Here is a 24,222-nt window from a genome sequence, read left to right as displayed (position 1 = left end):
ATGTCCCGTAAGCACCTGACGCGCCCCGAGCGCCTGGCCCTTGTCTACGCCGTCCTGGGCGGAGTCGTCTCCGGTGCGGCCGGAACTTTCGTCGCCTGGCTGCTGGGCCACCTCTCCTTCTAATTCCCATCCGGGGGCCTCCTGTCCAGGCGGCCCCCGGACTCGTCCGCTTGGCTGTCGCATCGGCAGCGGAGTGGAACCCGAGTTCCCCGCCCGTGCAGGAGCTGCCTGCCCGCGCGATCTCCAGCGAGCCGTTTCCGGTCGGCGGCTGGGGCGGCGGTGGCGGGCGACGAAGGACCCCGGCGACGAACCGGACTGGTCGACCCCGGACAGGTCCGGCACTGGTGTACGCGCCCGGCAGGCCGAAGCCCAGGCTCCGACGGCCAGTTGAGAATCGAGCACCACGGCAGAAGGTGGCTGCATGGCGATCGTCGTGCTGCGCGGGGAACGCGCATGACAAGCCAGAGCGGCAAGGCGAGGGGGTCGCCCGGCATCGCCAGCGGCCCCCTCGCGCTCGTCATCGGCCAGGGCGAGCCGACCGCCCGCCTGAACTTGAAGTACCTCTTCGACACGTTCGTCATCAGCGCTCCACCCGCTTCGCCCATGCGACCGCGGTGGCCGAGGCGTCCGCGAAGGCCTACACCCCCTGTTCAGGGGGAGTCGGGCCTCGGCAAGACGCGCCTGCTGCACGCGATCGGGCACTACGCGCGCAGCCTCTACCTGGGCACGCGGGTGCGGTACGTGAGCTCCGAGGAGTTCACCAACAAGTTCATCAGCTCCATCCGCGACGGCAAGGACGACAGCTTCCGCAAGCGCTACCGCGAGATGGACATCCTGCTCGTCGACGACATCCAGTTCCTCGCGGACAAGGAGTCGGCGCAGGAGGAGTTCTTCCACACCTTCAACACGCTCCACAACGCCAACAATCCGGGTGACGGCCTTCGCGTCGCTCAACCGGCAGCCGGTGGACCCGGGCCTGACGGAGACCGTCCTCAAGGACCTGACCCCGGGGGCGACGACTCCACGCCGGAGATCACCTCGACGGCCATCATGGGCACGACGGCCGACTACTTCGGCCTTACCATCGACGACCTCTTCGGCAGTTGTCGGAGTCGGCAGCTGCTCACGGCCCGGCAGATCGCCATGTACCTGTGCCGCGAGCTGACCCACCTGTCGCTGCCGAAGATCGGCGCGCTGTGCGGCGGCCCGCGACCACACGACCGTCATGCACGCGGACCGTAAGATCCGCAATCTGATGGCCGAGCGGCACTCCATCTACAACACAGTCACCGAGCTGACCAACCGCATTAAGAACGACGGCATTGGGGGCCGCCCCGGCCGAAGCTCTGTCGGCGGCTCGATCGTCGCGTCCACCCTCAGCACCACGGACCTGCCCCTGAGTCCTACGTTGAACCTCGATCGAGGACAGCTCCCTCCGCAAGGACAAGGTCGACGACTCCGCGGACGATGTCGTTCCTGAAGCCGATGCCGGACTTCATCGTCGAGAAGGTCGAGGCCGTCATCAGGTAGACCTTCACGGGTTGGCGTCGGCGTAGCCAAACTGGGTCGCGTACTTCGCCTACCAGGAGCTGCTGGAGAACACCGCCCACATCGAGCGCGGCGCGAACGTCGTGGCCAAGGGTGGCAAGCACAAGACGTACATCACGTCGATGGGCAAGAAGCTCCTCCTGGTCATGACGTAGATCAGGAACGGCTCTCCACAGACCCGACACGCCGAACACCGTGATGCGCGTCACGCGCAAGCCGAACTGAACGGCGACAGCACACGGCGGGATCAATCGCAGACGCCCGCTGAACTGCGGTTTTCACTCCTAGCCGCCTAGTTGTCAGTTGCGTGCCCAGAATGCGCCCTCTACTGCGTCGAGTTGCGCGCTCGGGCGCCGTGAGCGAGCCCCGGTTGTCAGTGACGTGCCATAGATTCGGCGCTGCGCCAACCCTTCGCATGACGAAGGGAGATCCTCCGGCGCGGCCCGCCTCCTACAGCTGCCGCGACCCGCTGGATCTCCCTCTCGCCTGTTGTCGGGCCCCACCGCTGTGATCGAGACAGGAGACCCATGAACGAACGTACCTCACGCCTAGGACATCGCCCCGCTGCGCCCTCAGCAGACATACCGCCGTTCCTTACGGTGCACACCACGGTGGTGCTCCTGGCAGCGCTGCTCATCGGCTGTGTGGGCGGAACTCTTACCTTCCTCAGCGGCAGCCCCCTGGCCGGAGCTGTCCTTGCCGGGTTGACCGGCGGAGGCGCCAGCATCCCCGTGTTGCGCTCCCTGATCCGGTAACCCCGAAGGAGCCGGGCGGCTGTGCCACGTGGTCACCGGGGCCCCAGTAGGGCCGGACCCCGGTGACCACGTGGCACGAGAACGTCCCGGCCAACCCTCAGTTCGGGCAGCGAACCTTCCGCCGACCCAGCTGCTCTGGTGGGTAGAGGTCAGGTGAGGCCGGCGGTGGCGTTGTCTTCCCAGCCGTCGACCCGCTGGAAGTAGCCGTTCATGGAGCAAGCCGGGCGCTCAGACCTGGTACGAGTCCGTGCACATCACCTGCCGCAGCCCGGAGGCTGAGGCGGTCGGCAAGGCCGAGAACGAGCGGATCTACGCCCCGCGGCGCAAGCGCGCCGAGAAGGCGAAGACGGAGCCGGCCACCAAGGCGCAGGGGAAGTCCCTGGCCACGCTCGCGGAGAAGGTCGGCGAGGAGCGGTTCGACGCCGAGTTCGCCAAGGTGATCAAGCAGCGACATCGGCCCGCGCGCTATCCAGCAGCGCTGCGCGACGGCCGCGAAGCGGCTGACCAAAGCCAGGGCCCGCAAGCTCATCACCGCCTTGGTCGGCCACGGCGCACCCGGCCCTGCTAGGTCTAGCAGACCCGCTAGCGGCCCAAATCCCCTGTGATCAGCTATCTAGCGTCTAGCAGGAGCACCCCCAGGAAACGGGAAACACCCACCTCAGCAGGAGGAGACACCCCATGTGGCTTGCTATGGCCGCGCTCGTGCTCTGGCTCGACGGTTACTCAGTGTTGTGCGCGGTGAAGCCGTTCGCTCCGTGCCGCAGGTGCGCCGGGGCGGGGCAGATCGAGTGGTTCCGGAAGGTGCGGACGTGCCCGCGCTGCCGTGGGAAGAAGCTTCGGCTGCGCGTCGGCCGGCGGGTGCACAACGCGTGGCGCCGGACGCATGAGGCAGGCAGACGCTGAGGCGCCACGGCACGCGAAGGAAAGTTGGGGTCCCCACTGTCTGGGTGCCCAGCCGCGACCGTAGAGACCGAAGGACCCTCACCCCAATGGAGGTATCCATGACCGGCTCAACCGTCGTCTTCCAGGCCTGCGGCTGTGGCGGCACCCTCATCGCCACGCCAGCCCGTCCCGGCGCTGAGGCCAAGACCCACCACCTCGACCTCGAAGGCATCGCCGTTCCCTGCCCCAACAACCGCTGAACGTTAGAAGGCCCGGCACCCGCTATTGAGGTGCCGGGCCTTCGCAGGGTTGCGGAGTCACTGTGGCACGGGAACCGCAACTGGCTCGTCTTGTCCATCCCAGGTCAGATGGATCGCTATGACGGGCGGGAACCTCCCATCCTCGTCGACGGTGAACTCGTATCCCTCACCAGGTCGTAGGGATTCCCCGAATGGGAAGTTCACGCTTACCCCCGTCTGCTCAGGCAGCATGCCCCTTACGTTGGTCGCTGGCCCGGTCCCGGTGTTACGCAGGATGTACCGCCGGTACGGCGCCTGGGTGCCGTCCCACGCCTGTCGCGCGGAGGCCTCCACCACGAAGGCAGGCCTCGGCCGGGCAGCCTCTTCTTCTGCTGCTCGCCGCTCCTCCGTCTCCCGGCGGATCTCGGCCAGCGTCGCCTCGTCCACCACTGCCGAGCGCTCGGCAGCTGCGGCGCTGCGGTCCGATGAGTCTGCAGACCGCTTGGCCGCGTCAGCCGACGCGTTGCTGTGCTTCAGAGCCACGCCGCTGAACACGGCTGCCACGATCGCGACCACAAGTGCGCCCCACCCCGGTGCATCTCCCCAGTTCATGCCGGGACGATAACGGTCTCCACAATCTCGTGACAGGGGACTAGCGTGATGAGTGGGCTGTCAGACGCCTGGTCGCTGCGAAACACACAGCCGCGACGGTCCGACAGGGGCAGAACCAGAACCCGCCACCCAGCTGACCCTGCCGCATCATGGGGCCATGGAGTCGCACATGATCCTGCCCGGCCACCTCACCGCCCACCAGACCGCCCGCGTCCTCGGCGTCGAGCTGGTCACTGTCCGGCAGCTGGTCCGCCGCGGCCGCCTCACCCGCTCCGGCGGCACACCACGACAACCCTGGTACGCCGCCCCCGACGCCGCCGCCCTCGCCGCCGAACGCCAAGCACGCAACGCCGCTTGACCGCAGGTCAGGGCCGTGTCACGATCTCGGTGAATAATTGTGCCCCGAAACAGGCACCACAGACGCACACGAAGCCCCGGCCACCACCCCGGCCGGGGCTTCGTCGTGCCCGGCTACAGATGGCCGATGAAGGGGCCGAGCCACCAAGACCACACGATGTACGCGATAAAGGAAGCCGCCACGATCAAGGCCAGCACGACGGCACAGCCGTCCTCGCCCCCGACAGCGCGGCAATGGTCAAGGCAATCAGCAACACGGTGCCTACGAGGACCGACACAATCACGCCGACCCAATGGGCGATCGACCACGAGCCCACATCCTCGGCCAGCAGGAACTGAGCAGAAGCGACAACTGTCATGAGTCCCCCGCATGAAGGCGAATGAGCCATTCAACCGCCTATCGGACATAACCGATAGGGCGTGCGCGCAGAAGGATCTGGCAACTGACCTTGCGCGGCGATGAGGCTGCCGCTCACAGCCGGGCGGTGGACCCCCGAGCGTCACAACACGGCCACAGCGCCCCCACGACGGCTCCACGCATCGCATGATGCCCCCTCAGCATCCAAGCCCGGGGGAACCATGAAGACCCGCACAGCCGCCTGCGCCGCCCTCCTCGCCCTCACCGCCACCCTCACCGCGTGCAGCGGCGGAGACGACGCCAAGGCCGACCCAGCCGCATGCAAGACCGCCATGCGCAAGCAGCTCAAGGACGCCATCGACGCCGGTGCCACAGCCACACCCGGCACCCACCCGTCCCAGTGCGACGCCATCGCCACCAAGACCCTGGAGAAGTACGCCGGCGAGCTCATGGCCGACCAGGTCGGCGCAGCCGTCAACAGCGCCCTGCCCGAAGCGATCACCACCACCGGCGTCAGCCCCGAGTGCCGGGCCTGGATCGAAGGCGAACTCCGCAGCACAGGCGGCGGCGTCGACGCCACCGAAGGCGTCAAGGTCTGCGGCAACCTGCCCGAGGACGAGCTCAACCAGGCCATCGAGGACGTCACCAACAGCCTGCTGACGGCCACGCCTACCCCCTGAGGGACGGGAGGGCGCCCGTGACCGCCAACCCTCGCAACGGGCGCCCCTACCGCCGAGTCTGCGCCTGGCCCCGAGCCCAACGCCTCCACTACTGGATCTGCGGCCACAACATCGGCTACGAACTGAACGCAAAGCCCCCCGCTGTCTCACCCTCGACCACGAGCAGCCGCTCTCCAAGGGCAGCGACCTCCTCGACCCCGCCAACGCCCGCAGCCCACACCGCCGCTGCAACTCAGCGCGAGGCAACCGCACCGGACCCCGCCCCAACCCCTGGGCCTCACGGCGGTGGTGACAGTCCCCCGAGCTACCGCCACCATGAGCGTATGCCGTACATGGGATCTGCCACCGTCACCTCGAACGGCCAGACCTACGAGGTGCAAGTCGACCTGCGAGCCAGCGAGAACGGCCGCTACTGGAGCGGCCGACTCACAGCCGCCTCTCCAGACATCTGCTTCGAAATCCAGCAGGACCAGCGCCCAAGGCTCCGGCTGCCCGATGGAAGCGAAGACACCTTCACCTTCCTGGAGTGGACCCTCAACATGTCGGCTGTAACGATCTTCGGAAGCGGAGCACCACCCTTCGAGTGAGGTGACGCCGCGTGCTCTACATCGTCACCGGGCCGCCAGCCTCGCGCACGCCACCGCGCGTGACATCGTCATCGACCTCGACCGCATCGCCCGCTCTCTCTCCGGCCCCGGCGCCCCGCAGTGGAACCAGGAGCCGGACCTGCTGCGCGTCGCCCACAAGGCTCGGTACGCCGCCATGTACGAGGCGTTCGAGCATCGCGACAAGGTCGACGTCTACCTGATCCACACGATGCCCACGGCCAAGTGGCTCGCCCGGTACAGGCGCATGGCCGCCAAGGTCATCGCCGTCGACCCCGGGCGCACCATCGTCATGCAGCGCATCGAAGCCATGAGCGACCCCGAGATGAAGCGCGTCGCCACCCGCTGGAACCAGTCACGTCCGGCCGGCCGTCCGGACCCCGACGGCCGGCCGGACGCTGGAGTGGTGATCAAGAGCCCGGCCACTTTAGGGACAGGACCGGGCGACCCAACGGGAAACGGGCGGTGCTTCCTCCCCCGCCCTGCCTCCCTCCCCACCCCTGGGACCGTCAATCAGCCCTGTATGAATTCCTGGTAGCTCGCAGGTATGCGGACCCCGCGGCCTGCGTCGTCCATCCGCTGGAGGGCCTGCCGCGCCTCCTCCCACTCCAGATCCCCGCTGAAGTGGAAGTCTGCAAGCAATCGGGTGGTGTCCCAAGACGTGAGGCTCTTGCGGCCGGCCATACGGCTCGCGTCCCGGTCGTCGGTCAGCAGCACCGCCCCGGCAAGCTCGGCTCTCGTGAGCATCGCGTGTCGTCCCAGTCCTGCAATCCGGCTTCCTGCACGAACGCGGCAATGTCCAGGACCCTGTACGCCATACCGACGAAGTGGTCGCCGAGGCGGACACGCCGGCCGCCGTCCTCGCCGGGCGGGTAGACGATCACGGGCATCGCGGAAGCCATGCCGTCAGCGTCACCCTGACGTCGCACGGGCGCATCCGCACTCCGCCGACCGAGCGACGCAACACGGATGCTCAGCACCTCGCCATGCCACCACGATGACCGATCCGGCCGCAGTATCCGCAAACGGGCGGCGGCCTGCGCCTCTCCGGGTCATCCTGTGCGGCATGTACACACAGGGGGATCCGACGCCGAGCGCGCACCTGACCTACTCCACACGTCCGCGCATGTTCCGCGCTCCGTGGCAGCGCTGGGTCTGGGGTGCGGTGCCGCTCGTCAGCATGTCCGTGCTGGCGTTCCTGCCGTTCGCTGTGGCTTGGCGGCGCGGCATTGTTCCCGCGTGGGTCGGGGCCCTGTATTTCCTCGGCAGCGCCACCGTGTTCGGCTTCGCTGTGGCCCAACCGCACGTGAATGCCCTGTTCCCCATCGCGGTATGGGCGTTCATGATCACGGCTGTGGTTCACGTGTTGCGTCTCGACCCCTTCAAGGGGCAGGCCAAGTAGTCCGGCCGGTGACCTCCCTTGGCGTCACACTGAGGAAAGTTAGAGTCCCCCGCTGTCCGGCCACCGTCAGCTGAACTAAGGGGTGAAAGTCCCCTGCCTACTGAGCTTCAAAGCGTGGTGTCGTAGGGGCTGACGCCTCATGATCCCTGCGGTATGCCGACCGCATGAGGTATGCGCAAGGGGGCGGACTGACCGACGAACGGCGGGCTTTCCGCGAGAAGTTGAGGATGGAGGCGGCCGAGCGGTTCAGGCAGGGCGACGAGAACACGGTCATCGCTCACGACCTGCGGGTCAGCGTCCGGTCGGTACAGCGGTGGCGCAGAGCCTGGTCGCAGAACGGGCCCCGGGCCCTGGCCTCCAAGGGCCCGGCATCGCTGCCGCTGCTCAGTGACGAACTGTTCGCCGTGCTCGAGCGGGAGCTGGCCAAGGGGCCGGTGGCACACGGTTGGCCGGACCAGACCTGGACCCTGTCACGGATCAAGACGCTGATCGGACGCCGCTTCCACAAGAGCTACACCGTGCAAGGGGTGGCCGCCATGCTCAAGCGGCACGGCTGGAGCTGCCAGTCCCCGCCCGGCGGGCAATCGAGCGGGACGAGAACCTGGTGGCCGGCTGGATGAAAGAGACCTGGCCGAACGTGGAAGGACCGTGGCGGCGCTCGACGCCTGGCTCGTCTTCGAGGACGAAGCCGGATTCTCGATGACGCCGCCGACCACCCGCACCTGGTCCCGCCGCGGACACACCCCGGTGATCCGCGTCCGGGGCCGCTCCCGCCGCCGCTTATCGGTGGCCGCCCTGGCCTGCTACAAGGCCGGCGAACCCTCGCGGCTGATCTACCGGCCCTGCGCGGACGCCCGGCCTGACGGACGCAAGAGCTTCTCCTGGAAGGACTACCGCGACCTGATCCAGACCGCCCACCAGCAGCTTGGCGGCCCGATCGTGCTGGTCTGGGACAATCTCAACACCCACCTGACGGCTGGCATGCGCCGCTACATCGCCGGCCGCGACTGGCTCACCGTCTTCCAACTACCGCCCTACGCACCCGACCTCAACCCGGTCGAAGGCTTCTGGTCCGTCCTGCGACGCACCACCACAGCCAACCGCGCCTTCGCCGACCCCAACGACCTGATCACCGCCGTCCGGCGCGGCCTACGCCAGCTCCAGTATCGCCCCGACGTCCTCGACGGCTGCCTCACCGGCACCGGCCTCCGGCGCCAGCAACCATGACGACATCACGCATTCAAGGTCAGTAATGGAGGTTCAGATGTCCGATTCGACCTATCAGGCCTGCGGCTGCGGTGGCACGCTCGTCGTCGCCCCTGCCCGCCGCGACGCCGAGCCCAAGCGTGAGCACCTAGACGCGACCGGCCGGCCCGCCCCCTGCCCCAGCGACTGACGGAACGTGGAAGCCCCCGCGCGGTACTCGCGACCGGCGGGAGCTTCGGCATGCTGGGCAGTCCGCTCGTCAGCCCTCCTGCTGGCTGACGTACCTGGCTATCAGCTGAAGAGTCTCGGCGAAACTCGCCCCCTGCTCCTCGTGACGCAGTTGCAGCAGGTACGCGGACAGGTTCGTGAGCGCGGTGATGATGTCGTTTGTCGGGTCTTCGAGTTCTCGCTTCAGGGCTTCGAGCCGCTCGCCCATGAAGTCGTTCTCAACCTGGCTCGCGGCCCACGCCGTCATGATCTCGACCCCCAACAGGGTCGACTTGCTTCGGTATTCGTCGCTCATTGACGCATCGTGGCATGCCGGAGTGACAGTGCAGCCGGACGCCCGGCCCGCCGTCCGTCCGCATGCCCAGGCTCAGCGCCACAGCGCCGTGTACGTTCCCGGGATGCGGAAGATAGCGATTCTGTGCACCGCCGTCGCGCTCACAATGCTGCTGCCCTTGGCCGTGGGGCTGGGCTTCAGTGAGAGAGCGGGGTTGGCCGGGCTCACCGTGGGCGGCGCCGTGGCCACGGTCGGAGGGTTGTTGTGGGGGGCTCGCAAGCTGCGAGCCGAGTTCCGGACACTGAAGTGGCAGATGGAAGGCCTCGGCCTGGTTACGCATTCGGAGTTGGCGGCTGACGAGCAGGGACAACTCCGAGAGTTGATCCTCAAGCCCTCGTCGGTTGGCCTGGACGTGCTCTACGTCCGCGAGTTGGTGCGGCTGAACATCCTCGAGCACGCCGCCGAAAGCCTTGGTACGCCGCTCGCGCTCGCGCTCATCGGATTGGTCGGGAGCACCGGGGCAAGCGTCTGGTCCCTCTGGGCCTGATGTCCCGCCGCGCTACTCGATCAGCGCGACGAGCCGCTGTCAGACCCACCTGTCATCCTTCCCTCCAACTCTCCGTGGAGGGAGGTGAAGGAGATGTCGAAGAAGGAGAAGGCGGCCGTGGCCATGGTAGTAGCCCTGGTTGGCAGTGCGTACCTCGGCAAGGTCGCCAAGCAGCAAGGCGCAGCGCTCGGGCTGTCCGCGGTGGCCGTTAGCGTGATCGGTTACGCCGTGGCCTACGCCATGGCGTAGTGCGGTACCAGGGCCCGGCCCTCCCCGATGCCGACAGGGAGGCCGGGGCCCCGTCGCGCCCGCCAGTATGGCGACACCGAACGACAATGCCCACCGTCCCCGTCGGGCGGGTACACGCCCGACCCGCAGGTGCCCGCTGAGCCATCCGCACGGGCAAACCCCGCGATCAGGCGGAGCAGCACCGTCATCGGCCGGATAGCCATGAGGCATGAGCAACCTCGTTCGACGCACGAAGTATGAACGCCGAGTCCCCCTCCCGGCCGGCCTTGTCCCCCTGCTCACCCAGCGAGAGATCGAGACGTTCTACGGCGTCTCCACCTGGCAGATCGACCAGTGGCGCAAGGCCGGCATGCCCGACGAGCCGTTCGCCGGCCAGGGCCGCCGCTACGACCTGGCGAAGTGCCAGGCGTGGCACGAGGCGAACGCGACGGACGCCCGGTCGGGATTGGTCGCCGCATGACCGAGGCAGAGCGCCTCGCCATCCTCGGCCCTGAGATCGTCGCCTCCATCCGCGCCCGCGTGAAGGAAGCCCCCGAGCCGAGCGACGAACTCGTCGATGAACTCCGCTAGATCATGACGCGCCCGCCGGTGAGATCCCGGGGGCCGACCGATGACGGAACGGCCCGCCGCTGAATGCGCGTGTCCTCCATCGTTCTCCAGGGTGGAAGCCGAAGCAGCCCTCGGCCCAGCGGGTATGGAGGAGATCAGAAAGATCGTTGACGAGGCGCCCCCGCTCAGTCCAGAGCAGGCTGCGGCTGTCAGAGCCATTTTCACCGACGGTCGTCGAGCGGCCGCCAAACGCGATCCATGCCTCTGCCCAACGTGCTCCAAGCTGAACCAGCAGGAGCGGACTCCGTAGGCACTCATCCGCTCCGTGCGGTTGCGGATCTCGGCAGCGGTGATGCTCGCCAACTGCGCCTCCAGGGCCAGCCGGCGGCCGCCAGCCGTGGAGACGAGGACGTCCGCCCGCCAACGGCCGTCCGGCCCGCTCACCTCCAGTTCGGCCATCCACCCGGCCGCGCGGGCGGCCTGGGCAAGTTCCAGCTTGAGCAGGTGATGGGCCATGGACTCCTCCGCCAGCGTGCAGGTCGGAGCACCGGGCGCATGGGCGAAGAACCGCAGACCCAAGCTCGAGACCTTGGCGTGCATCCCGTGGCCGCACTCCGGACAGGCCAGCGGGGCTGGCGGCCGCACCCGGTGGACCGCCTCCCACTGCCAGCCGCAGCCGAGATCCGGCAGAGAGGCGTCCAGACGCCCCCGGTCCGAGTGAACGGCGGTGAAGCTCACGGCTGTTTCCAGCCGGTACGGCCTGGCTGTGCGCTTCCCCCCGGGCAGGTCACAGCGCCCTCACGGGTTCCACGTCGGCCGGGAGCGGGCGCGCTCCCATGAACAGGCCAGCCCACTCCAGATCGACCAGGACGTGAACCTCCTCGTCGTCGTACGGCCAGCGGGCTACGGCACCCTCCGTGAGTAAGTGCGCGAAGGTGCGGCTCGGCAGGGTATATCCGACCTCCAGCGGTACCGAGGACGGGCGCACCTCGAACGGCGCCTGAATGGCCCCGTGGAGCACGTGCGCGCCCAAGACGGGAACAGCGGTGCTGCGCCATGCCGTGACCGGCTCCGTCCACTCCAGCGAGCCATCGCAGTCGGCCCCGTGCTGGGTCATGTCCAGGTGGGCCACGAACGGAGCCGGGAGCCCCTGGAGGCTGGCGGCATTGCCCACGCGGTCGGCGTCCGCTCCGGGTGATGCACCAACTCGGATGCGGTGGCGGGCGATCCTGCCGTAGGCGAGCCGGGTCATGACGCTCGTGAACGCGGCGACCTGATGTGACGGCCAGGAGCCCGGCCGCGCCGGCGTCTGCCCGACCATGGCGGCGAGCCAGTCGGGGAAGTGCCCTTCCCGCAGCCGGGCGGCCACAGTATGCAGGTGCCTCGCCTGGTCCGCGTCGGCGAGCATGTCGGCCAGCTCGTCCTCCGCGATGTCCTCATGGATGGTGCGCCCCACGGCGCCTCCTGTCTCAGATGAGCCCGGCGGTGGCGTTGTCCTCCCACCCGTCGACTCGCTGGAAGTAGCCGTTCATGGAGCGGGAGTGCCGGGCCCATCCGCCCTGGTCGGCGATCGTCACGGCGTCTTTCCCGCGCTTGCGGGCGGTCGTGGCCAAGCCGATGCGAAGGCTGTGGCCGGTCCAGGCAAGGTGAACCCCGGCGCGGCCGCTGATCCGCTTGACGGCCCGGGTGACGGAGTCGGGGACCATACCGCCGGTGACGTTGCCGTGCCTGTCGATGCCGACGAACGCGGGCGCGGTGGGCTCCGACCAGGGTGGCGGAGCCTCGGCGGCGAGGCGGGCCCGATACACCTTCCACGCCTCCACGGGGCAGATCTCCGGGTCGTCCTGATAATTGATCTTTGCGTCCCGGACGGAGTGCTTGGTTTTGCCGGTGAGCACCGACACGACCATGCCTCGCGGAGTCAGGGCGACGTCCCCGGCGAGGAGGCCGGCGGGGTCCTGGGCACGTGAGGCGTAGTAGAAGCCAGTCAGGATGAGCGCCTTGTCCCGGGCCCCTGCGAGGGTGTCGGGGCAGACCCTCACTACGCGGTAAAGGTCGGGCACCTCGGCGGCCGCCGCCTGGCCCCGGCCGCGCCGCTCGCCCTCCTGCAGCAGCCGAACGGCCAGACCGTCCAGCGACTTACGGGCGGCCGCCTGGTCCTCGCGGTTCACGGCGCAGCCGCGCTCCCGCAAGCCGACGACAACCCCGGCGAGGATCGTGCTTGCCGACGACGGGGCATAGCCATTGTCATTCTGCTGGCCCTCGCGCAGCATCCACATCACGAACGCCACCAGGGAGCCGCGGGTGCCCTCGTTGCGCGGGAAGCCCTGGGCGGTTGTGAATCGCTCCCAGACCCGCCAGGACTTCGCGTAGGTGTCCTGAGTGTTAGCCGGGGTGATCTCTCGTGCGACGGCGTCCGCCAGGTCCTCTGCTTCGGCCAGACGGTGCGCGGCGGTCACGCCATGACGCTGAGCCCACCTATCGATGAGGGCGGCGCGAGGGTCTGCGGCCTCCGTGTCCACCAACTCGGTCGCGGTCGTCATCACTCCGTCCAACATGATGCTCCTAGCGGTAGCTGGGGTGGAATCAGCGGGAAACGAGGCCATGCGGTCACTGCTCTGCGCCCCCGGGGACGTCGAAGCTGAAGCCGACCTCGAACGCGGGCGGGTCGTCGTACGCGGAGTGCCGCATCCGCTGCTCCCGTATGTCGAAGAAGCCGTCCTCGACGAGGGTGTTGCCGTCCCAGTACCAGCGGGCCAGACGGTCGGCGGCCCCGGCGAACTTTGTCGTCGAGCCCGCGCTCACACTGATACTGCCGACCGACGCTCCGTCAGGCATGCTCTCCCTCAGAGACTTCACCAGGGCGGGGATCTCCTTCAGCCTGGTGGTGAGCCCGGAGACGGCATTCACCGCGGATTGACGGGGCGGCGGCATCCAGCCCTCGCGGCCGACGATGACACCGGCCACGAGGTCGCGGGTGATCTCAAGCTCGGCGGTCTGCGCGGGGCCGAAGCACAGGCGCCACTACCGCTCAAACAGCCAGTCCGACCACCCCTTGCCGGGGTCCGGCTCGTACGCCACGCAGCGGTTGTACGTCCGCCGCGGCAGCTCTTCCTTCATCTGGTCCCGCTCGGCGCGGGAGACGTAGAGCACGGGCCGAGCGCCGGCGGCGATGAGCCGTTCGCGGTGGAGGACGAGACCCCACGGCGGGTAAGGCCCCCGGCGGACACCTTCACGGAGCATCACCCGGCGGGCCTCCTCAGTGGCCTCGCTGAAGCAGATCACCGGCGCGTCGGTCCCGTAGGTCGTGTTCCCCCGTAGCACGCCGCTGTGCAGGATGCTGACCAATCGCTCCTCAGCGCTCCCCTGGGCGAACTCCGGAACGTCGGTATCCGACCGGGGCCGACCCGTGAAGTGGACCAGGGTGTCCGGCAGGTCGGGGTGCGTGCTCATGGTGCTGGTCCCTCTCCTAGTCGCGCCTGGCCGACGGACCGTCGTGCCCGGTTTCCTGGCATCGGATAAGGAGAGGTTATCCGACGTCAGACGGGGACATGCGGGAACGCACGGGAAGATCCGGGGACATGGGTCCTGGAGGGCCGGACCGGCGACTGACCAGCCGGAAGGTGCCGGTTCACTGGGACACGCTGAAACGGGCTGTGACGCACTTCACTGTTTGACGAAATCGCCGAATGACAATTTCCTCCTTAACGACAGAGGACCCACGCTCCCGCATGGAGGTGGGTCCTCATTGCTGTCTGAGACCCGTCCGGACCTCTCAAGGGGCGTAGGGCCCCGTATCCGCAGGGCCCTGGTTGGGGCCCGTCCGCCGGGATCTTGGCGGGTCGAGGCGGCGGGCCCCCCGAGCCGAAAAGGCCCGTCATGACGGTACACATCGAAGGTGTTCGCCTTGCGATCTTCGTGATCGCCTGTGTTGTGGGCTACGGCCTCTACCGCCACTCGCGGACCCAGCTAGCGCCCGGCAACGTGGGCGAGGCAATCATGGTCGCCGCCGCCGTGGTGACCGCACTGGTGCTGGTCTTCACCGGCACCGAAGAGGATGCGAGCGAACTCGGTACGCCCACCGAGCGGCACTCTTCCACCAGCCCGCCGGCTGCACCGCCTGCCGCCCCTTCGGGAACTCCGGCTCCGTGAAGGGTTCAACGTCGCTACCGTGGAGGCGGCCGCCCTCGCGTCGGCCCGACTCCGAGCCGGACCCGCCCACGCCGGGACGGCGACGAGGACAAGGGGCTCAGCCTCACGCGACGTCAGCAACGCCCCGTAGCGCCTCTCGTAGTCCACCGACGCCACGGCGGCCGATGCGTGGGGTCCGCCGCCGGGAGAGCGACCGGTCCATGACCACCGACAAGCATGCCAAGCGCGCCGCCCGCGACCTCGCGGCGCGAGAGGGCATCTCGTACACCGCCGCCCGCCGCCGCCTCGCCGGGGCAGTCGACCAAGAGCCGCGGCCGCCGGTCGCGGTGCCGATCGCCAGCACGCCATGCCCGGAGGGCTGCGACGGCACGGGCCACCCGGGCACCGCGTGCTGGGCGTGGAGGCCGGCCGACGCGACGAGCACGGCGAGCTGGGACGTGCGCCGTGCTGCAGAACTGCCCGGCGGCCGCGCGGACCAGGTCATGCGACGCCACGAGGAAGCCAGGGAGAACGTCTCCTCCCGGTGGGCTCGGTTCCACGCGTGGGAGACGAAATGGCTGCTCGCCCTGGTCTACGCGATGCTCACGGACCAGCGCCCGGAGCTGATGCCGGACCGCGCGCGGTTGCGGGCCGCCGTCGAGGCGGACGACCTGGCGGCGGTCGACGCGCTCATGGAGCCACTGGACCGGGCGGCCGCGCGCCTCATGACGAAGGTGCCGGCCGTCTGGTGGGGCGAGGTGAAGCCGCGGATCGACGCGTACGCGGACGCCGTGGAGAGCGACGACCGGGAGCTGAGGACCTGGCAGGAGGTCGACGCCCGGCACGTCGTAGGCCGCCTGGTCGACCAGTGGCGCAGAACGTGGGAGCCGACCGTGCGGAACGCCTCGGGTGTCCTGGAGGCACCGGGCGTGATGTGGCTCGCGGTCAAGGGTTGGCTGGACGCCCTCCTGGTCGACCGGCACGGCGGCCACGCCCCCGGTGCCCGGGTCCGCTTCGGCGACGGCCGCCCCGCCGTGGTGTACGCCGTGGAGTGGGGCGAGGACGGCCCGCCGGTCGCCTACCGCGTCCGGGAGCTGGAACCCGGCGCGCACGGCAACGTGGGCCGCCTGGTGCCGTCCCTGTCGAGTGACGTCCTGGTCCCGGCCGCCGACTGCCGCGAGGACACCCCGTGCGCGGTGTGCGGCCGCACGGCCGGCATGGCGGAGGCCCTGTGCGATGGCTGCGCCCCCCGCTTCGGCCCTGTGTGATGCTCGGGACCGGACCCCGCTAGGGCGGCTGCCAGCCAAACATGCGTGCGTCTTCGGTCAAAGTCGCAGCCCAGCGCGCCTACAGATGCCCACAGTTGCTGACGAACCTTGTTCACCTGCCCACAGATTCACGCAACTGGTGCCCGTTCTGGGGTCAGTTGCGGGGCTAAAGCCCTGTCCGGCAGGGTCATCGCATCGGGCCATCGACCCGATCACCCACGGGGAGCCCCGTCCGATGGCCCGGGCAGGCAATCGTCGGACGTGAGCTCCCTGCGCGGGACCCCAACCACGACAGGGAGAGATCCGATGCACGACGGTAGCAAGACGGACAGCGAGGGCGGGGAGCAGCCGGAGGGCCGCATGGCCGGGCTCTGGCGCCGCATGTGGGAGTGGCGTGTCCAGCAGCACCTGGCGCGTGGCCTGGCCTACGGCGTCGGGAGTGGGGCTGTGAGCCTGCTCCTGCTGTGGGTGCAGACCCGGTACTGACGCTAGTCGTCCCCACCGGGGAGCCGTTTCGGCGATCCGGGCGGCAATGCGGTAGCCGGGGCTGTTGTCGAGACGGCCCCGGCGCCGGTCGTAGGGGGGGCGAAGTCCTGTGGAGCTTGGCTCGGGGGCGTCCAGGGCGTGGGTGACAGCGTCGTGAACAGCACTACATGTCCGTTCGCCGAACAGAGCCGCTTCGTCCGCTGCCGGTGCGGCGAGCCGACCCGGGCGGGCTCCCCGTACGTAATGTGCGGGGCGTGCCGCGCGGAGGAGATGCCCGGGCCGTTGGACGACTGACCCATCCCGGCCGGGGACACGTCCCTTATGGGGACCGGTTGGTGGGCGGAGGAGATACGCGCGAAACCCGCCACTTCCCCTCCCCGGAGCCTCCTACAGTGGCCCCATGAACATTCGCTGGGGTGGCTCGGTCTGGGAACTGATGCTGGTGAAGCGCGCGGTAGGGACGGCCCTGTCGAACTCGGCGAGCGGCGGGTACAGCACGCTCCTGCGTGACGGCGCCAGGAACCTGGTTGGCCACGCGGACCTGCTCAACGGAAAACGTGCCGTCGCCGGACTTGTCGCGGTCTCCGCGGTAGCGGGCGGTGCGCTCACCGCCGCCACCATGAAGGCGACGCCGCACCTCAAGACAAAGTTCCGCTCCGCGGCCCAGGACACGGCAGAAGGGGCGGCAGAAGCCGCCTCCGACCCCGTCGAGGAGCCGGAAACCCTCCAGGGGCCGCGGCTACGCGCTGTCTGACCATCAGGCAAAGCGCCAGCGCGGCGCCTGGGTGGACGGTGCACGCGTCCCCGGGCTGCCGTCGCGGCGCGTCTCGTGGCGTGGCCGCCGTGGGCGCGTACGTCATCGGCGGCCGCCGTACGTCAACCGGTTCACGTACGGCCCGGGCAGGCGCCGGCACCTCGGGCGGCCCGAGGACCCGCTGTCGGGAGTTGCGGTAGAGCAGCGGATGCTTCACAAGCTGCGCGATGACGTGCAGCGCGAAACGGCGATGATCGAAGAGCGCGGTGACGATGCCGAGCCGGCGCTGGGGTGGGTACTGGAGGAGGTGATGAAGCTCCGGGCTGAGGACGACCAGGCGGTGAAGGACGGAAAGCGGGAGTCGGACAGGGAACATGAACTGCACATGATCGAGAGCGATCTGGTAGGGCTGGGAAAGCCCGACTGGCTCCAAGTGGGGGTGGCATTGGGGTCGGCGCAGCGCCGGGAGATGCTCGCGAAGCTGAGGCAGCGCGATCAAGAGGCGCGCAACGCCATGGCCGCAGGCCGTGAGGAGTTCGTGACGGCTGCGGGGGATTGGCTGGCCGGTCCTCCCCCTCTGGACGGCCCTCGAGGCACTGTTCGCGTCCTGCCCGGCACAAGGTGGCATTGCCGCCTGCGACTGCTACGCAGCCGTTCTTGAGCACCTGGCACCAATACAGTCCCTGAGCCCCCCGCCGGAGTCGCCAACAGTGTCGTAAATGATCCTGCCGGCCCTTGCGGCATCCGCGTGCTCAGTCGCCCGTCCGCGCCCAGTGGAGCTGAATGGTGGTCTGGTCGAACCCAGGGCCGCGCCGCGCTACGGGATGCACCTTCAACCGCAGGCCCAGGCCGTCCAGGACCCGCCGCTGCTGCGGCACCTCGAGCGCTTCCCACGTCTCCTCCGACCGAGGCCCCACAAGGCCGTCGAAAGCGTCGAGGTCGAAGGCCGGCCGCAGCCGCCGGGCCTCGTTCTGCGCGTCCGTGATCTGCTTCGCCAGCTTCGCCGTGATACGCCGCAACTGCTCACGGGTGATGATCCCGTCCGCGTAGTCGTCCGCCGCCGCCTCCTGGCGCGCCTTCAACCCCTCCGCCCGCTCAAGCGCCGCCAGGGCCGCCGAGTCGTCTCCGCGGAAGACCTCGGCCGCCTCGGGCCGCGACAGCACCGCCACAACTACCCGCCCCACGTAGCGGTCGAGCGCTTCCTCGTTCCGGCCAACGCAGCCGCGCGCGTCGCAGACGTACGTCGGCTGCTTCCTGCCCCGGGACGCGTTCCCCTTCAGCGCAACCCGGAGCACCGACCCGCACGGCCCGCACGTGGCGACCTCGCCCCACGTCAGCAGGTGCTTCCGCGCCCCCGGCAGTTCCCGCACCACGGCCCGTTCCGCGAACAGGTTCCGCAGCTGTGCGTACTGCTCGTCCGTGATGAGCGCCGGCCATGCTGCCTTGTACTCCACGCCTTGATGCACGCGGAGCGCCACGTTCGCCGGCCGCAGCGCGAGCTTCTTCACGCTGGTCTTGTTCCACAGCGACCCGTTCTCGTTCTGCCCGACCGCCCGCCGCTTGAGCTGCATCCCGGCACCGGGCGATGGCACACCACGCTCGTTCAGGTCAGCCGTGATGCCGATGAGACTGCCGCCAGCCAGCAGGCGGGTGACGATCTCCCGGACAATGCCGGCCTGTACCGGGTCCTCGACGTCATGGAATCCGCTCACCTGGCCTCGCGTGTCGTACACGTACTGACGCCGCCACCCGTACGCCACGGCGCCGTTCGCCCGGCCCTCCTGGGCGCGCTCCAGGGCGGCCCGAGCCACCCGCTCACTCTTCACCTCGGACTCGGCGGTGTCGGACTCGCCGAGGTTGGCGAGCTGCGACCGGTCCGACGCCTTCGCCATGTTGAACAGGCCGCCCGACTCGAACGCGACCCAGCACCCCGCGTGCCGCAAGTCCTCGATCGCCTGTGCGCGCTCAACACGGCGCCGCCACACGCGCGACGGGTGGTAGCCCGCGACGATGACCCGGACACCGGGTTCGCGGGCGGCCTCGATGGCGTCGGCCATCAGCCGGTCGTACTCGGGGCGTTCCTCGCCCGAGTGGGCGGAGACGTCGTTCTCGATGTACTCGCCGCCAACCTCCCAGCCGTTCTCCTCGGAGAACGTGCGCAGGTCGCTCATCTGCCGGTTGACGCCCCGTCGGCGGTCGCGGGGGTCCTCGGAGATCCGCGCGTACAAGAAGACGAGGGTACGGCGCGGGAGCGTCTTAGTGTTCACGGTAGAAAACCCTAGGAGTTCCCTGGCGGTGTGGGCAATACCCGTAAGGATCCGAAGGCGTTCGCCAGTCTGATCCACGACGTCGAGACCAAGATCTTCGACGCCCTGCCGGACGAGACCTGGGTGTATCCCGGACACGGCGACGACACGAGCCTGGGCGCCGAGCGGCCGCACCTGCCGGAGTGGCGTGCGCGGGGGTGGTGACGCCCGCGCACTCGGCGGGCGCGAAGCGGTGAGTTCGCGCTCCGCGGCTGCACCGCGCACGCGCCCCGTGTGAACGCTTCACACACGCCGGTGCCACGCGCGCGCTCCCCGCGCAGGTTGTTGCGCGGTCAACTGGTGGGAGCCCCGCACAGGATGACGGCTCCTGCGCGGTAAGGGCCGCCGGTCTACCGATCCCCGCCCTCGACCGGCGGCCTCGGCGCGTTGTGCGGGCGAGTTCACGAGATTGCAACACCCGCTCCCACTATGCGAGCAGATCCCGCCGTGACCTCGACAAACGAGGCGACGGACTGTCACTCTCCCGCCATGCACCCTGCCTCGCGCGCGCTGCGCCGCGCCGTCGCCGCCGCGACCACAGCCCTGCTCGCCACCGCTGTCGGCTGCGCTCCGCAGCCGGAGGAGACGGCCGGCGACAAGCCTTCGGGATCGGCCGGGGCCACCTGTGCCCAGGGCAAGTTGGCCACCGAGACCTCCGGCAAGCTCACCATCGCCACCGACACCCCCGCCTACGAACCGTGGTTCAAGGACGACAAGCCCGCGAACGGCGAGGGCTTCGAGTCCGCCGTCGCCTACGCCGTGGCGAAGGAACTCGGCTACGCGAAGAGCGCCGTCGTCTGGCAGAGCGTCCCCTTCAACAAGGCCTTCGCGCCCGGTGAGAAGACGTTCGACTTCGACATCAACCAGGTGTCGATCAGCACCGAGCGCAAGAAGGCCGTGGACTTCTCGTCCGGCTACTACGACGTGCGCCAGGCCGTCATCGCCCTCAAGGACAGCAAGGCGGCGAAGGCGACGACTCTCGCGGACCTGAAGGGCCTCAAGCTGGGCGCCCAGGTCGGCACGACCAGCCTCGACTACATCGAGGACGTGGTGAAGCCGACGCAGCAGGTCGCCGCCTATGCCAAGAACGACCAGGCCAAGTCCGCGCTGAAGAACGGCCAGGTCGACGCCGTCGTCGTGGACCTGCCGACCGCCTTCTACATCACCGCGGCCGAGGTGACGGACGCGAGGATCGTCGGGCAGTTCGAGAACCAGGGCGGTACGCCGGAGCAGTTCGGGCTCGTGCTCGACAAGGGCAGCGCGCTCACCTCGTGCGTGACGGCCGCCGTCGACACCCTCCGGGAGAACGGCACCCTGGCGAAGCTCGAGCAGAAGTGGCTGTCCGACGCGGTCGACGCCCCGGTGCTCAAGTGACGCTCACGAAGGACGAGTCCGGCCGGGAGGGGGCGGACGACAAGGGCGACGGGGGCCACGGGGACGCCGGTCCGGGAGGCGAGGCGGAGGCGTACGTCCCCTCTCGGCGGCGGATCGACCGTGAGGCCTACGAGCGAGCCCGCTCCCGCCGGGCCACCGCGATCGCCGCGCTCTCCACCCTGGTCACGGGAGTCGTCCTGTACCTGGTCGTCGTCAACGCTCCCGGCTGGCCGCGCACCAAGGAGACGTTCTTCAGCGGCCAGTACGCGCGCGAGGCCTTGCCCAAGGTCCTCGAAGGGCTGTGGCTCAACGTCCGGCTGCTGCTGGTCTGCGGCGCCGCCGTGCTGGTCCTGGGGATGCTCATAGCCGTCGCCCGCACCCTGCGGGGCCCGGTGTTCTTCCCGCTGCGGGTGCTGGCCGCCGCGTACACCGACTTCTTTCGGGGCCTGCCGCTCATCATCAACCTGATGATCGTGGTCCTCGGTGTCCCCGCCCTGCGGCTGCAGGGGGTGACCGTCGACCCGGTGCTGCTGGGCGGTACGGCTCTGACGCTGACGTACTCGGCGTACGTCGCCGAGGTGTTCCGCGCCGGCATCGAGTCCGTCCACCCCTCGCAGCGCGCCGCGGCCCGCTCGCTCGGTCTCAACAACCGCCAGGCGCTGCGGTACGTCGTCCTCCCCCAGGCCGTGCGCCGCCAGGTACCTCCCCTGCTGAACGACCTGGTGTCCCTCCAGAAAGACACCGGCCTGGTGTCCATCGGCGGCGCGATCGACGCCGTACGCGCCGCCGACATCATCGTCGGTCGCAGCCTCAACTACACGCCGTACATCGTCGCGGGGCTGGTCTTCGTGGCGCTGACCATCCCCATGACACGGTTCACGGACTGGGTGACGGCCCGGATGGACCGCAAACGGGCCCAGGGAGGATCCCTATGAGCGACGAGCCCGTGCTGCGCATGGAATCGGTCCGCAAGACCTTCGGCGGCTCGGTCGTGCTGCGGGACGTCGATCTGGAGGTCGCCCCGCACACGGTGACCGCGCTGATCGGTGCCTCCGGCTCCGGCAAGTCCACGCTGCTGCGGTGCGCGAACCTCCTGGAGGACATCGACGACGGAGCCATCTGGCTGGACGACGAGGAGATCACCGACCCTCGGGTCGACCAGGACGCGGTACGGCGCCGCATCGGCGTGGTCTTCCAGGCCTACAACCTGTTCCCGCACATGACGGTCCTCGAGAACATCACCCTGGCTCCGCGCCGGGTGCACGGCGTGGCCCGTGCCGAGGCCGAGGCACGCGCGCGTGAGCTGCTGGAGCGGCTGGGTCTCGGTGGGAGGGCGGGCGAGTACCCGGACCGGCTGAGCGGCGGACAGCAACAGCGGGTCGCCATCGTGCGCGCCCTGGCCGTACGTCCCCGGCTGCTACTCCTCGACGAGATCACCGCCGCCCTGGACCCGGAGCTCGTGGGCGAGGTCCTCACCGTCGTCCGCGACCTCAAGGACGACGGGATGACCATGGTCCTGGCCACGCACGAGATGGGCTTCGCCCGCGAGGTCGCCGACCAGGTGTGCTTTCTGGACGGTGGCGTGGTGCTGGAGCGCGGCAGCGCCGAGCAGGTCTTCGGTGATCCGCAGCAGGAGCGCACCCAGCGCTTCCTGCGGCGGATCGTGGAGGCGGGGCGGCTCTAGGAGCTCACCAGCTCACGGGAAAGCCTCCCCGAGGGGATCGTAAACGCTTACGCGTCGGCCTTCCCCGCCCCCACCAGCGCTGCGACGCGCTCCACTCCGAACACGTACCCCTGCACTCCGCACCCCGCGATGACACCGTCGGCGCGCAGGGAGACGTACGAGTGGTGACGGAACGACTCACGTTGGTGGATGTTGGAGATGTGGACCTCCAACACCGGCAGGCCGTCACAGGTGTTGAGCGCGTCCAGGATCGCCACGGAGGTGTGCGAGTAGGCGCCGGGGTTGATCACGATCCCCGAGTGGTTCAGCCGCGCCTCGTGGATCCAGTCGACCAGCTCGCCCTCGTGGTTGGACTGGCGGAAGTCCACCGTGCCGCCGTGCGAGGCCGCCGCCTTGGCGCACAGGGCCTCGACGTCGGCGAGGGTGTCGGAGCCGTAGATCTCCGGCTGGCGCTGACCGAGCAGGTTCAGGTTGGGGCCGTTGAGGATCATGATCGGGGCGTTGGCCAGGGTGCGGGGCACGGTTCCTCCGGTCCGTTCAAGGTAGGCGATCCGTCGAGGACCGCTGCTCGGACCCGGTTTATCACGGTGCACGGCCGGACCCACGGCCCGTACCCTCCCCGCATGACGACGATCTCGTACCCGCCCAAGCCCTCACCCGGCGACCGGATAGCCGTGATCTCGCCCGGGGCCGGACTGCCCGGACTCTTCCCGCGCCCCTACGAGCTGGGCCTGGAGCGGCTGCGCAAGGAGTTCGGCCTCGAACCGGTCGAGTACCCGGCGACGCGCAAAATGGGCTCCACACCGCAGGAACGGGCCGACGACATCCACGCCGCCTTCGCCGACCCGGACGTCAGGGCGGTCATCGCGTCGATCGGCGGCGACGACCAGATCACCGTTCTGCCGCTGCTGGACCGGGAGTTGATCGCCGCGAACCCGAAGCCCTTCTTCGGGATGAGTGACAACACGAACCTGCTGGCCTTCCTGCGCAACGCCGGCATCGTCGGCTACCACGGTGCGTCAGTGATGTGCGAGCTGGGCCGCCCCGGTGCCATGCATCCGCAGACCGCCGAGTCCCTGCGCGCCGCGCTGTTCACCTCGGGCGCGTACGAGTTGCAGCCCGCCGAGCACTGGAACGACGTCAACGGCGACTGGGCCGACCCCGCGACCTTCGACGCGGAGCCGGAGACCCGGCCGGGCACCGGATGGACGTGGGTCAACCCCGACCGGGTGGTCGAGGGCCGTAGTTGGGGTGGCTGCCTGGAGATCCTCGGCTGGCTGCTGATGGCCGACCGCGAGGTGGCGCACGACCTGACCGAGTACGACGGCGGAGTGCTCCTGCTCGAGACCTCCGAGGACCTGCTGAGTGCCACGGAGGTCTTCTCCACACTGCGCAACATGGGCGAGCGCGGCCTGCTCCAGCGCTTCTCCGCACTGCTGATGGGCCGTGCGAGGACCTGGTCCCTTGAGCACCCCAACAGCCTGCAGGACGCCGCTCGTTACGCGACAGAGCAGCGCGAGGCCGTGCTGCGCGCCATGCGGGCGTACGCCCCCGACCTCCCGATCGTCTTCGACGTCGACTTCGGCCACACCGATCCGCAACTCGTCATCCCGTACGGCGGCCTCGTCCGCGTCGACGGTCCCGCCCGGCGCATCACCGTCACCTACTGACGCGGGCCGCGACCCCACGCGCCCCCGTAACCCGCGATCACTGTGGGTAGTTGACGCG

The 24,222-nt window shown here is 69.1% G+C and carries 33 protein-coding genes and 3 pseudogenes; 24 read left to right on the top strand and 12 right to left on the bottom strand.

The annotated features are described in order from the left end of the window. A complete protein-coding gene (locus AQJ84_RS44790) occupies window positions 1–123 on the top strand; it encodes a hypothetical protein (RefSeq protein ID WP_259294338.1) in 123 nt (40 codons plus the stop codon). 330 nt (window positions 124–453) lie between these two features. Continuing rightward, window positions 454–1,242 carry a DnaA ATPase domain-containing protein gene (locus tag AQJ84_RS28850; protein WP_053191912.1) on the top strand — a complete coding sequence of 263 codons (789 nt, stop codon included), beginning with the start codon at window positions 454–456 and terminating at the stop codon, window positions 1,240–1,242. A 161-nt stretch (window positions 1,243–1,403) separates the two neighbouring features. On the opposite strand, the gene AQJ84_RS43615 is transcribed toward AQJ84_RS28850, so the two are convergent. Further along, a complete protein-coding gene (locus AQJ84_RS43615) occupies window positions 1,404–1,757 on the bottom strand; it encodes a hypothetical protein (protein WP_128092232.1) in 354 nt (117 codons plus the stop codon). 793 nt (window positions 1,758–2,550) lie between these two features. Between AQJ84_RS43615 and AQJ84_RS28840 the strand changes: the two genes are divergently transcribed. Both AQJ84_RS28840 and AQJ84_RS43210 read left to right on the top strand, forming a co-directional pair. After that, window positions 2,551–2,871 carry a hypothetical protein gene (locus AQJ84_RS28840; RefSeq protein ID WP_225877175.1) on the top strand — a complete coding sequence of 107 codons (321 nt, stop codon included), beginning with the start codon at window positions 2,551–2,553 and terminating at the stop codon, window positions 2,869–2,871. Between the two features lie 433 nt (window positions 2,872–3,304). Continuing rightward, window positions 3,305–3,445, top strand: a complete 141-nt coding sequence (locus tag AQJ84_RS43210; RefSeq protein ID WP_157874968.1) for a hypothetical protein — start codon at window positions 3,305–3,307, stop codon at window positions 3,443–3,445. Window positions 3,446–3,502: 57 nt separating this feature from the next. On the opposite strand, the gene AQJ84_RS28830 is transcribed toward AQJ84_RS43210, so the two are convergent. Beyond that, window positions 3,503–4,036 carry a hypothetical protein gene (locus AQJ84_RS28830; protein WP_128092231.1) on the bottom strand — a complete coding sequence of 178 codons (534 nt, stop codon included), beginning with the start codon at window positions 4,034–4,036 and terminating at the stop codon, window positions 3,503–3,505. 157 nt (window positions 4,037–4,193) lie between these two features. Between AQJ84_RS28830 and AQJ84_RS28825 the strand changes: the two genes are divergently transcribed. Continuing rightward, window positions 4,194–4,394, top strand: coding sequence for a hypothetical protein (locus AQJ84_RS28825; protein WP_030039565.1), 201 nt, complete (start codon window positions 4,194–4,196; stop codon window positions 4,392–4,394). A 184-nt stretch (window positions 4,395–4,578) separates the two neighbouring features. Here the strand turns inward: AQJ84_RS28825 and AQJ84_RS43205 are convergent, their stop codons facing one another. After that, window positions 4,579–4,752, bottom strand: a complete 174-nt coding sequence (locus AQJ84_RS43205) for a hypothetical protein (RefSeq protein ID WP_157874967.1) — start codon at window positions 4,750–4,752, stop codon at window positions 4,579–4,581. 220 nt (window positions 4,753–4,972) lie between these two features. Between AQJ84_RS43205 and AQJ84_RS28820 the strand changes: the two genes are divergently transcribed. From AQJ84_RS28820 to AQJ84_RS28810, 3 genes are all read left to right on the top strand, one after another. Further along, complete coding sequence (locus tag AQJ84_RS28820; RefSeq protein ID WP_051869720.1) at window positions 4,973–5,431, top strand: hypothetical protein; 459 nt, start codon at window positions 4,973–4,975, stop codon at window positions 5,429–5,431. Window positions 5,432–5,754: 323 nt separating this feature from the next. Then, complete coding sequence (locus AQJ84_RS28815; protein WP_030039563.1) at window positions 5,755–6,018, top strand: DUF4873 domain-containing protein; 264 nt, start codon at window positions 5,755–5,757, stop codon at window positions 6,016–6,018. A gap of 1 nt (window position 6,019) precedes the next feature. Further along, entirely contained in the window at window positions 6,020–6,574 is a 555-nt protein-coding gene (locus AQJ84_RS28810; RefSeq protein WP_063753077.1) for a hypothetical protein, read from the top strand. Here AQJ84_RS28810 and AQJ84_RS28805 read toward each other — a convergent pair. Then, window positions 6,550–6,783: a hypothetical protein gene (locus AQJ84_RS28805; protein ID WP_128092230.1), complete on the bottom strand. Its 234-nt coding sequence runs from the start codon at window positions 6,781–6,783 to the stop codon at window positions 6,550–6,552. The genes AQJ84_RS28810 and AQJ84_RS28805 overlap by 25 nt on opposite strands. Window positions 6,784–7,102: 319 nt before the next feature. Between AQJ84_RS28805 and AQJ84_RS28795 the strand changes: the two genes are divergently transcribed. From AQJ84_RS28795 to AQJ84_RS44785, 3 genes and pseudogenes are all read left to right on the top strand, one after another. Then, window positions 7,103–7,438, top strand: a complete 336-nt coding sequence (locus tag AQJ84_RS28795; RefSeq protein WP_059198880.1) for a hypothetical protein — start codon at window positions 7,103–7,105, stop codon at window positions 7,436–7,438. A gap of 164 nt (window positions 7,439–7,602) precedes the next feature. Next, window positions 7,603–8,665 (top strand): annotated as a pseudogene (locus tag AQJ84_RS45265) (IS630 family transposase). A 37-nt stretch (window positions 8,666–8,702) separates the two neighbouring features. Next, entirely contained in the window at window positions 8,703–8,834 is a 132-nt protein-coding gene (locus AQJ84_RS44785; RefSeq protein WP_259294337.1) for a hypothetical protein, read from the top strand. A gap of 69 nt (window positions 8,835–8,903) precedes the next feature. Here the strand turns inward: AQJ84_RS44785 and AQJ84_RS28780 are convergent, their stop codons facing one another. Further along, window positions 8,904–9,167, bottom strand: coding sequence for a hypothetical protein (locus AQJ84_RS28780; protein WP_030039559.1), 264 nt, complete (start codon window positions 9,165–9,167; stop codon window positions 8,904–8,906). A 103-nt stretch (window positions 9,168–9,270) separates the two neighbouring features. Here AQJ84_RS28780 and AQJ84_RS28775 point away from each other — a divergent pair, with 103 nt between their 5' ends. The 3 genes from AQJ84_RS28775 to AQJ84_RS28770 all read left to right on the top strand — a co-directional run bounded on the left by AQJ84_RS28775 (window position 9,271) and on the right by AQJ84_RS28770 (window position 10,402). After that, window positions 9,271–9,693 (top strand): hypothetical protein, encoded by a 423-nt coding sequence (locus AQJ84_RS28775; protein ID WP_128092228.1) that lies wholly within the window; start codon window positions 9,271–9,273, stop codon window positions 9,691–9,693. A 93-nt stretch (window positions 9,694–9,786) separates the two neighbouring features. Beyond that, window positions 9,787–9,942 carry a hypothetical protein gene (locus AQJ84_RS43200; protein ID WP_157874966.1) on the top strand — a complete coding sequence of 52 codons (156 nt, stop codon included), beginning with the start codon at window positions 9,787–9,789 and terminating at the stop codon, window positions 9,940–9,942. 208 nt (window positions 9,943–10,150) lie between these two features. Next, complete coding sequence (locus AQJ84_RS28770) at window positions 10,151–10,402, top strand: hypothetical protein (RefSeq protein WP_051869718.1); 252 nt, start codon at window positions 10,151–10,153, stop codon at window positions 10,400–10,402. A gap of 359 nt (window positions 10,403–10,761) precedes the next feature. On the opposite strand, the pseudogene AQJ84_RS45260 reads toward AQJ84_RS28770, so the two are convergent. The 5 genes and pseudogenes from AQJ84_RS45260 to AQJ84_RS28750 all read right to left on the bottom strand — a co-directional run. After that, window positions 10,762–11,007 (bottom strand): annotated as a pseudogene (locus AQJ84_RS45260) (competence protein CoiA family protein); the annotation flags it as partial. A gap of 271 nt (window positions 11,008–11,278) precedes the next feature. Then, window positions 11,279–11,947 (bottom strand): hypothetical protein, encoded by a 669-nt coding sequence (locus AQJ84_RS28765; RefSeq protein ID WP_030039556.1) that lies wholly within the window; start codon window positions 11,945–11,947, stop codon window positions 11,279–11,281. Between the two features lie 13 nt (window positions 11,948–11,960). Further along, on the bottom strand, window positions 11,961–12,950 hold the full coding sequence (locus AQJ84_RS28760; RefSeq protein ID WP_037802627.1) for a site-specific integrase: 990 nt from the start codon (window positions 12,948–12,950) through the stop codon (window positions 11,961–11,963). 151 nt (window positions 12,951–13,101) lie between these two features. Then, window positions 13,102–13,458, bottom strand: a complete 357-nt coding sequence (locus tag AQJ84_RS28755; RefSeq protein ID WP_030039554.1) for a hypothetical protein — start codon at window positions 13,456–13,458, stop codon at window positions 13,102–13,104. Window positions 13,459–13,515: 57 nt separating this feature from the next. Next, entirely contained in the window at window positions 13,516–13,944 is a 429-nt protein-coding gene (locus tag AQJ84_RS28750) for a hypothetical protein (RefSeq protein WP_030039553.1), read from the bottom strand. A gap of 426 nt (window positions 13,945–14,370) precedes the next feature. Here AQJ84_RS28750 and AQJ84_RS28745 point away from each other — a divergent pair, with 426 nt between their 5' ends. From AQJ84_RS28745 to AQJ84_RS28725, 5 genes are all read left to right on the top strand, one after another. Continuing rightward, entirely contained in the window at window positions 14,371–14,643 is a 273-nt protein-coding gene (locus tag AQJ84_RS28745) for a hypothetical protein (RefSeq protein WP_030039552.1), read from the top strand. 200 nt (window positions 14,644–14,843) lie between these two features. Beyond that, the gene (locus AQJ84_RS43605) at window positions 14,844–15,890 is read left to right on the top strand and encodes a hypothetical protein (protein ID WP_030039551.1); all 1,047 of its coding nucleotides are present in this window, start codon (window positions 14,844–14,846) and stop codon (window positions 15,888–15,890) included. A gap of 306 nt (window positions 15,891–16,196) precedes the next feature. Beyond that, entirely contained in the window at window positions 16,197–16,376 is a 180-nt protein-coding gene (locus tag AQJ84_RS28735) for a hypothetical protein (RefSeq protein WP_030039550.1), read from the top strand. 400 nt (window positions 16,377–16,776) lie between these two features. Then, window positions 16,777–17,130 carry a hypothetical protein gene (locus AQJ84_RS28730; RefSeq protein ID WP_030039549.1) on the top strand — a complete coding sequence of 118 codons (354 nt, stop codon included), beginning with the start codon at window positions 16,777–16,779 and terminating at the stop codon, window positions 17,128–17,130. A gap of 208 nt (window positions 17,131–17,338) precedes the next feature. After that, on the top strand, window positions 17,339–17,791 hold the full coding sequence (locus AQJ84_RS28725; protein ID WP_053191910.1) for a hypothetical protein: 453 nt from the start codon (window positions 17,339–17,341) through the stop codon (window positions 17,789–17,791). A 91-nt stretch (window positions 17,792–17,882) separates the two neighbouring features. Here the strand turns inward: AQJ84_RS28725 and AQJ84_RS28720 are convergent, their stop codons facing one another. Continuing rightward, entirely contained in the window at window positions 17,883–19,397 is a 1,515-nt protein-coding gene (locus AQJ84_RS28720) for a recombinase family protein (RefSeq protein WP_051869716.1), read from the bottom strand. Window positions 19,398–19,415: 18 nt separating this feature from the next. On the opposite strand from AQJ84_RS28720, the pseudogene AQJ84_RS41450 reads away from it, so the two are divergent. The 4 genes and pseudogenes from AQJ84_RS41450 to AQJ84_RS28705 form a co-directional block, all read left to right on the top strand. Continuing rightward, window positions 19,416–19,601 (top strand): annotated as a pseudogene (locus tag AQJ84_RS41450) (MBL fold metallo-hydrolase); the annotation flags it as partial. A gap of 324 nt (window positions 19,602–19,925) precedes the next feature. Then, window positions 19,926–20,810, top strand: a complete 885-nt coding sequence (locus AQJ84_RS28715) for an ABC transporter substrate-binding protein (protein ID WP_030039546.1) — start codon at window positions 19,926–19,928, stop codon at window positions 20,808–20,810. Continuing rightward, on the top strand, window positions 20,807–21,745 hold the full coding sequence (locus AQJ84_RS28710) for an amino acid ABC transporter permease (protein ID WP_030039545.1): 939 nt from the start codon (window positions 20,807–20,809) through the stop codon (window positions 21,743–21,745). Before AQJ84_RS28715 ends, AQJ84_RS28710 begins: the two co-directional genes overlap by 4 nt. Next, the gene (locus tag AQJ84_RS28705; protein ID WP_030039544.1) at window positions 21,742–22,494 is read left to right on the top strand and encodes an amino acid ABC transporter ATP-binding protein; all 753 of its coding nucleotides are present in this window, start codon (window positions 21,742–21,744) and stop codon (window positions 22,492–22,494) included. The genes AQJ84_RS28710 and AQJ84_RS28705 overlap by 4 nt, the downstream gene beginning before the upstream one ends. Before the next feature lie 47 nt (window positions 22,495–22,541). Here the strand turns inward: AQJ84_RS28705 and aroQ are convergent, their stop codons facing one another. Next, window positions 22,542–23,015 (bottom strand): type II 3-dehydroquinate dehydratase, encoded by a 474-nt coding sequence (gene aroQ / locus AQJ84_RS28700; RefSeq protein ID WP_030039543.1) that lies wholly within the window; start codon window positions 23,013–23,015, stop codon window positions 22,542–22,544. 102 nt (window positions 23,016–23,117) lie between these two features. Here aroQ and AQJ84_RS28695 point away from each other — a divergent pair, with 102 nt between their 5' ends. Beyond that, window positions 23,118–24,164, top strand: coding sequence for a S66 family peptidase (locus AQJ84_RS28695; protein ID WP_030039542.1), 1,047 nt, complete (start codon window positions 23,118–23,120; stop codon window positions 24,162–24,164). Window positions 24,165–24,222 lie beyond the last annotated feature (58 nt).

The sequence above is a fragment of the Streptomyces resistomycificus genome, assembly GCF_001514265.1.
GTDB lineage: Bacteria > Actinomycetota > Actinomycetes > Streptomycetales > Streptomycetaceae > Streptomyces > Streptomyces resistomycificus.
Note: the sequence above shows the minus strand (reverse complement) of the source record. Positions and strands in the feature narration are given on the sequence as shown.

Excerpts from the sequence above, each read along its gene's own strand:
- AQJ84_RS28815 (WP_030039563.1), top strand. The coding sequence starts at position 5,755 with ATGCCGTACATGGGATCTGCCACCGTCACCTCGAACGGCCAGACCTAC.
- AQJ84_RS28735 (WP_030039550.1), top strand. The coding sequence starts at position 16,197 with ATGCACGACGGTAGCAAGACGGACAGCGAGGGCGGGGAGCAGCCGGAG.
- AQJ84_RS43205 (WP_157874967.1), bottom strand. The coding sequence starts at position 4,752 with ATGACAGTTGTCGCTTCTGCTCAGTTCCTGCTGGCCGAGGATGTGGGC.
- AQJ84_RS43605 (WP_030039551.1), top strand. The coding sequence starts at position 14,844 with ATGACCACCGACAAGCATGCCAAGCGCGCCGCCCGCGACCTCGCGGCG.
- AQJ84_RS28820 (WP_051869720.1), top strand. The coding sequence starts at position 4,973 with ATGAAGACCCGCACAGCCGCCTGCGCCGCCCTCCTCGCCCTCACCGCC.
- AQJ84_RS28770 (WP_051869718.1), top strand. The coding sequence starts at position 10,151 with ATGAGCAACCTCGTTCGACGCACGAAGTATGAACGCCGAGTCCCCCTC.
- AQJ84_RS28705 (WP_030039544.1), top strand. The coding sequence starts at position 21,742 with ATGAGCGACGAGCCCGTGCTGCGCATGGAATCGGTCCGCAAGACCTTC.
- AQJ84_RS28775 (WP_128092228.1), top strand. The coding sequence starts at position 9,271 with ATGCGGAAGATAGCGATTCTGTGCACCGCCGTCGCGCTCACAATGCTG.
- AQJ84_RS28745 (WP_030039552.1), top strand. The coding sequence starts at position 14,371 with ATGACGGTACACATCGAAGGTGTTCGCCTTGCGATCTTCGTGATCGCC.
- AQJ84_RS28780 (WP_030039559.1), bottom strand. The coding sequence starts at position 9,167 with ATGAGCGACGAATACCGAAGCAAGTCGACCCTGTTGGGGGTCGAGATC.
- AQJ84_RS43210 (WP_157874968.1), top strand. The coding sequence starts at position 3,305 with ATGACCGGCTCAACCGTCGTCTTCCAGGCCTGCGGCTGTGGCGGCACC.
- AQJ84_RS28825 (WP_030039565.1), top strand. The coding sequence starts at position 4,194 with ATGGAGTCGCACATGATCCTGCCCGGCCACCTCACCGCCCACCAGACC.
- AQJ84_RS28805 (WP_128092230.1), bottom strand. The coding sequence starts at position 6,783 with ATGCTCACGAGAGCCGAGCTTGCCGGGGCGGTGCTGCTGACCGACGAC.
- AQJ84_RS28715 (WP_030039546.1), top strand. The coding sequence starts at position 19,926 with ATGCACCCTGCCTCGCGCGCGCTGCGCCGCGCCGTCGCCGCCGCGACC.
- AQJ84_RS28730 (WP_030039549.1), top strand. The coding sequence starts at position 16,777 with ATGAACATTCGCTGGGGTGGCTCGGTCTGGGAACTGATGCTGGTGAAG.
- AQJ84_RS28850 (WP_053191912.1), top strand. The coding sequence starts at position 454 with ATGACAAGCCAGAGCGGCAAGGCGAGGGGGTCGCCCGGCATCGCCAGC.
- AQJ84_RS28695 (WP_030039542.1), top strand. The coding sequence starts at position 23,118 with ATGACGACGATCTCGTACCCGCCCAAGCCCTCACCCGGCGACCGGATA.
- AQJ84_RS44790 (WP_259294338.1), top strand. The coding sequence starts at position 1 with ATGTCCCGTAAGCACCTGACGCGCCCCGAGCGCCTGGCCCTTGTCTAC.
- AQJ84_RS28830 (WP_128092231.1), bottom strand. The coding sequence starts at position 4,036 with ATGAACTGGGGAGATGCACCGGGGTGGGGCGCACTTGTGGTCGCGATC.
- AQJ84_RS43200 (WP_157874966.1), top strand. The coding sequence starts at position 9,787 with ATGTCGAAGAAGGAGAAGGCGGCCGTGGCCATGGTAGTAGCCCTGGTT.
- AQJ84_RS28750 (WP_030039553.1), bottom strand. The coding sequence starts at position 13,944 with ATGAGCACGCACCCCGACCTGCCGGACACCCTGGTCCACTTCACGGGT.
- AQJ84_RS28725 (WP_053191910.1), top strand. The coding sequence starts at position 17,339 with ATGCTTCACAAGCTGCGCGATGACGTGCAGCGCGAAACGGCGATGATC.
- AQJ84_RS28795 (WP_059198880.1), top strand. The coding sequence starts at position 7,103 with ATGTACACACAGGGGGATCCGACGCCGAGCGCGCACCTGACCTACTCC.
- AQJ84_RS44785 (WP_259294337.1), top strand. The coding sequence starts at position 8,703 with ATGTCCGATTCGACCTATCAGGCCTGCGGCTGCGGTGGCACGCTCGTC.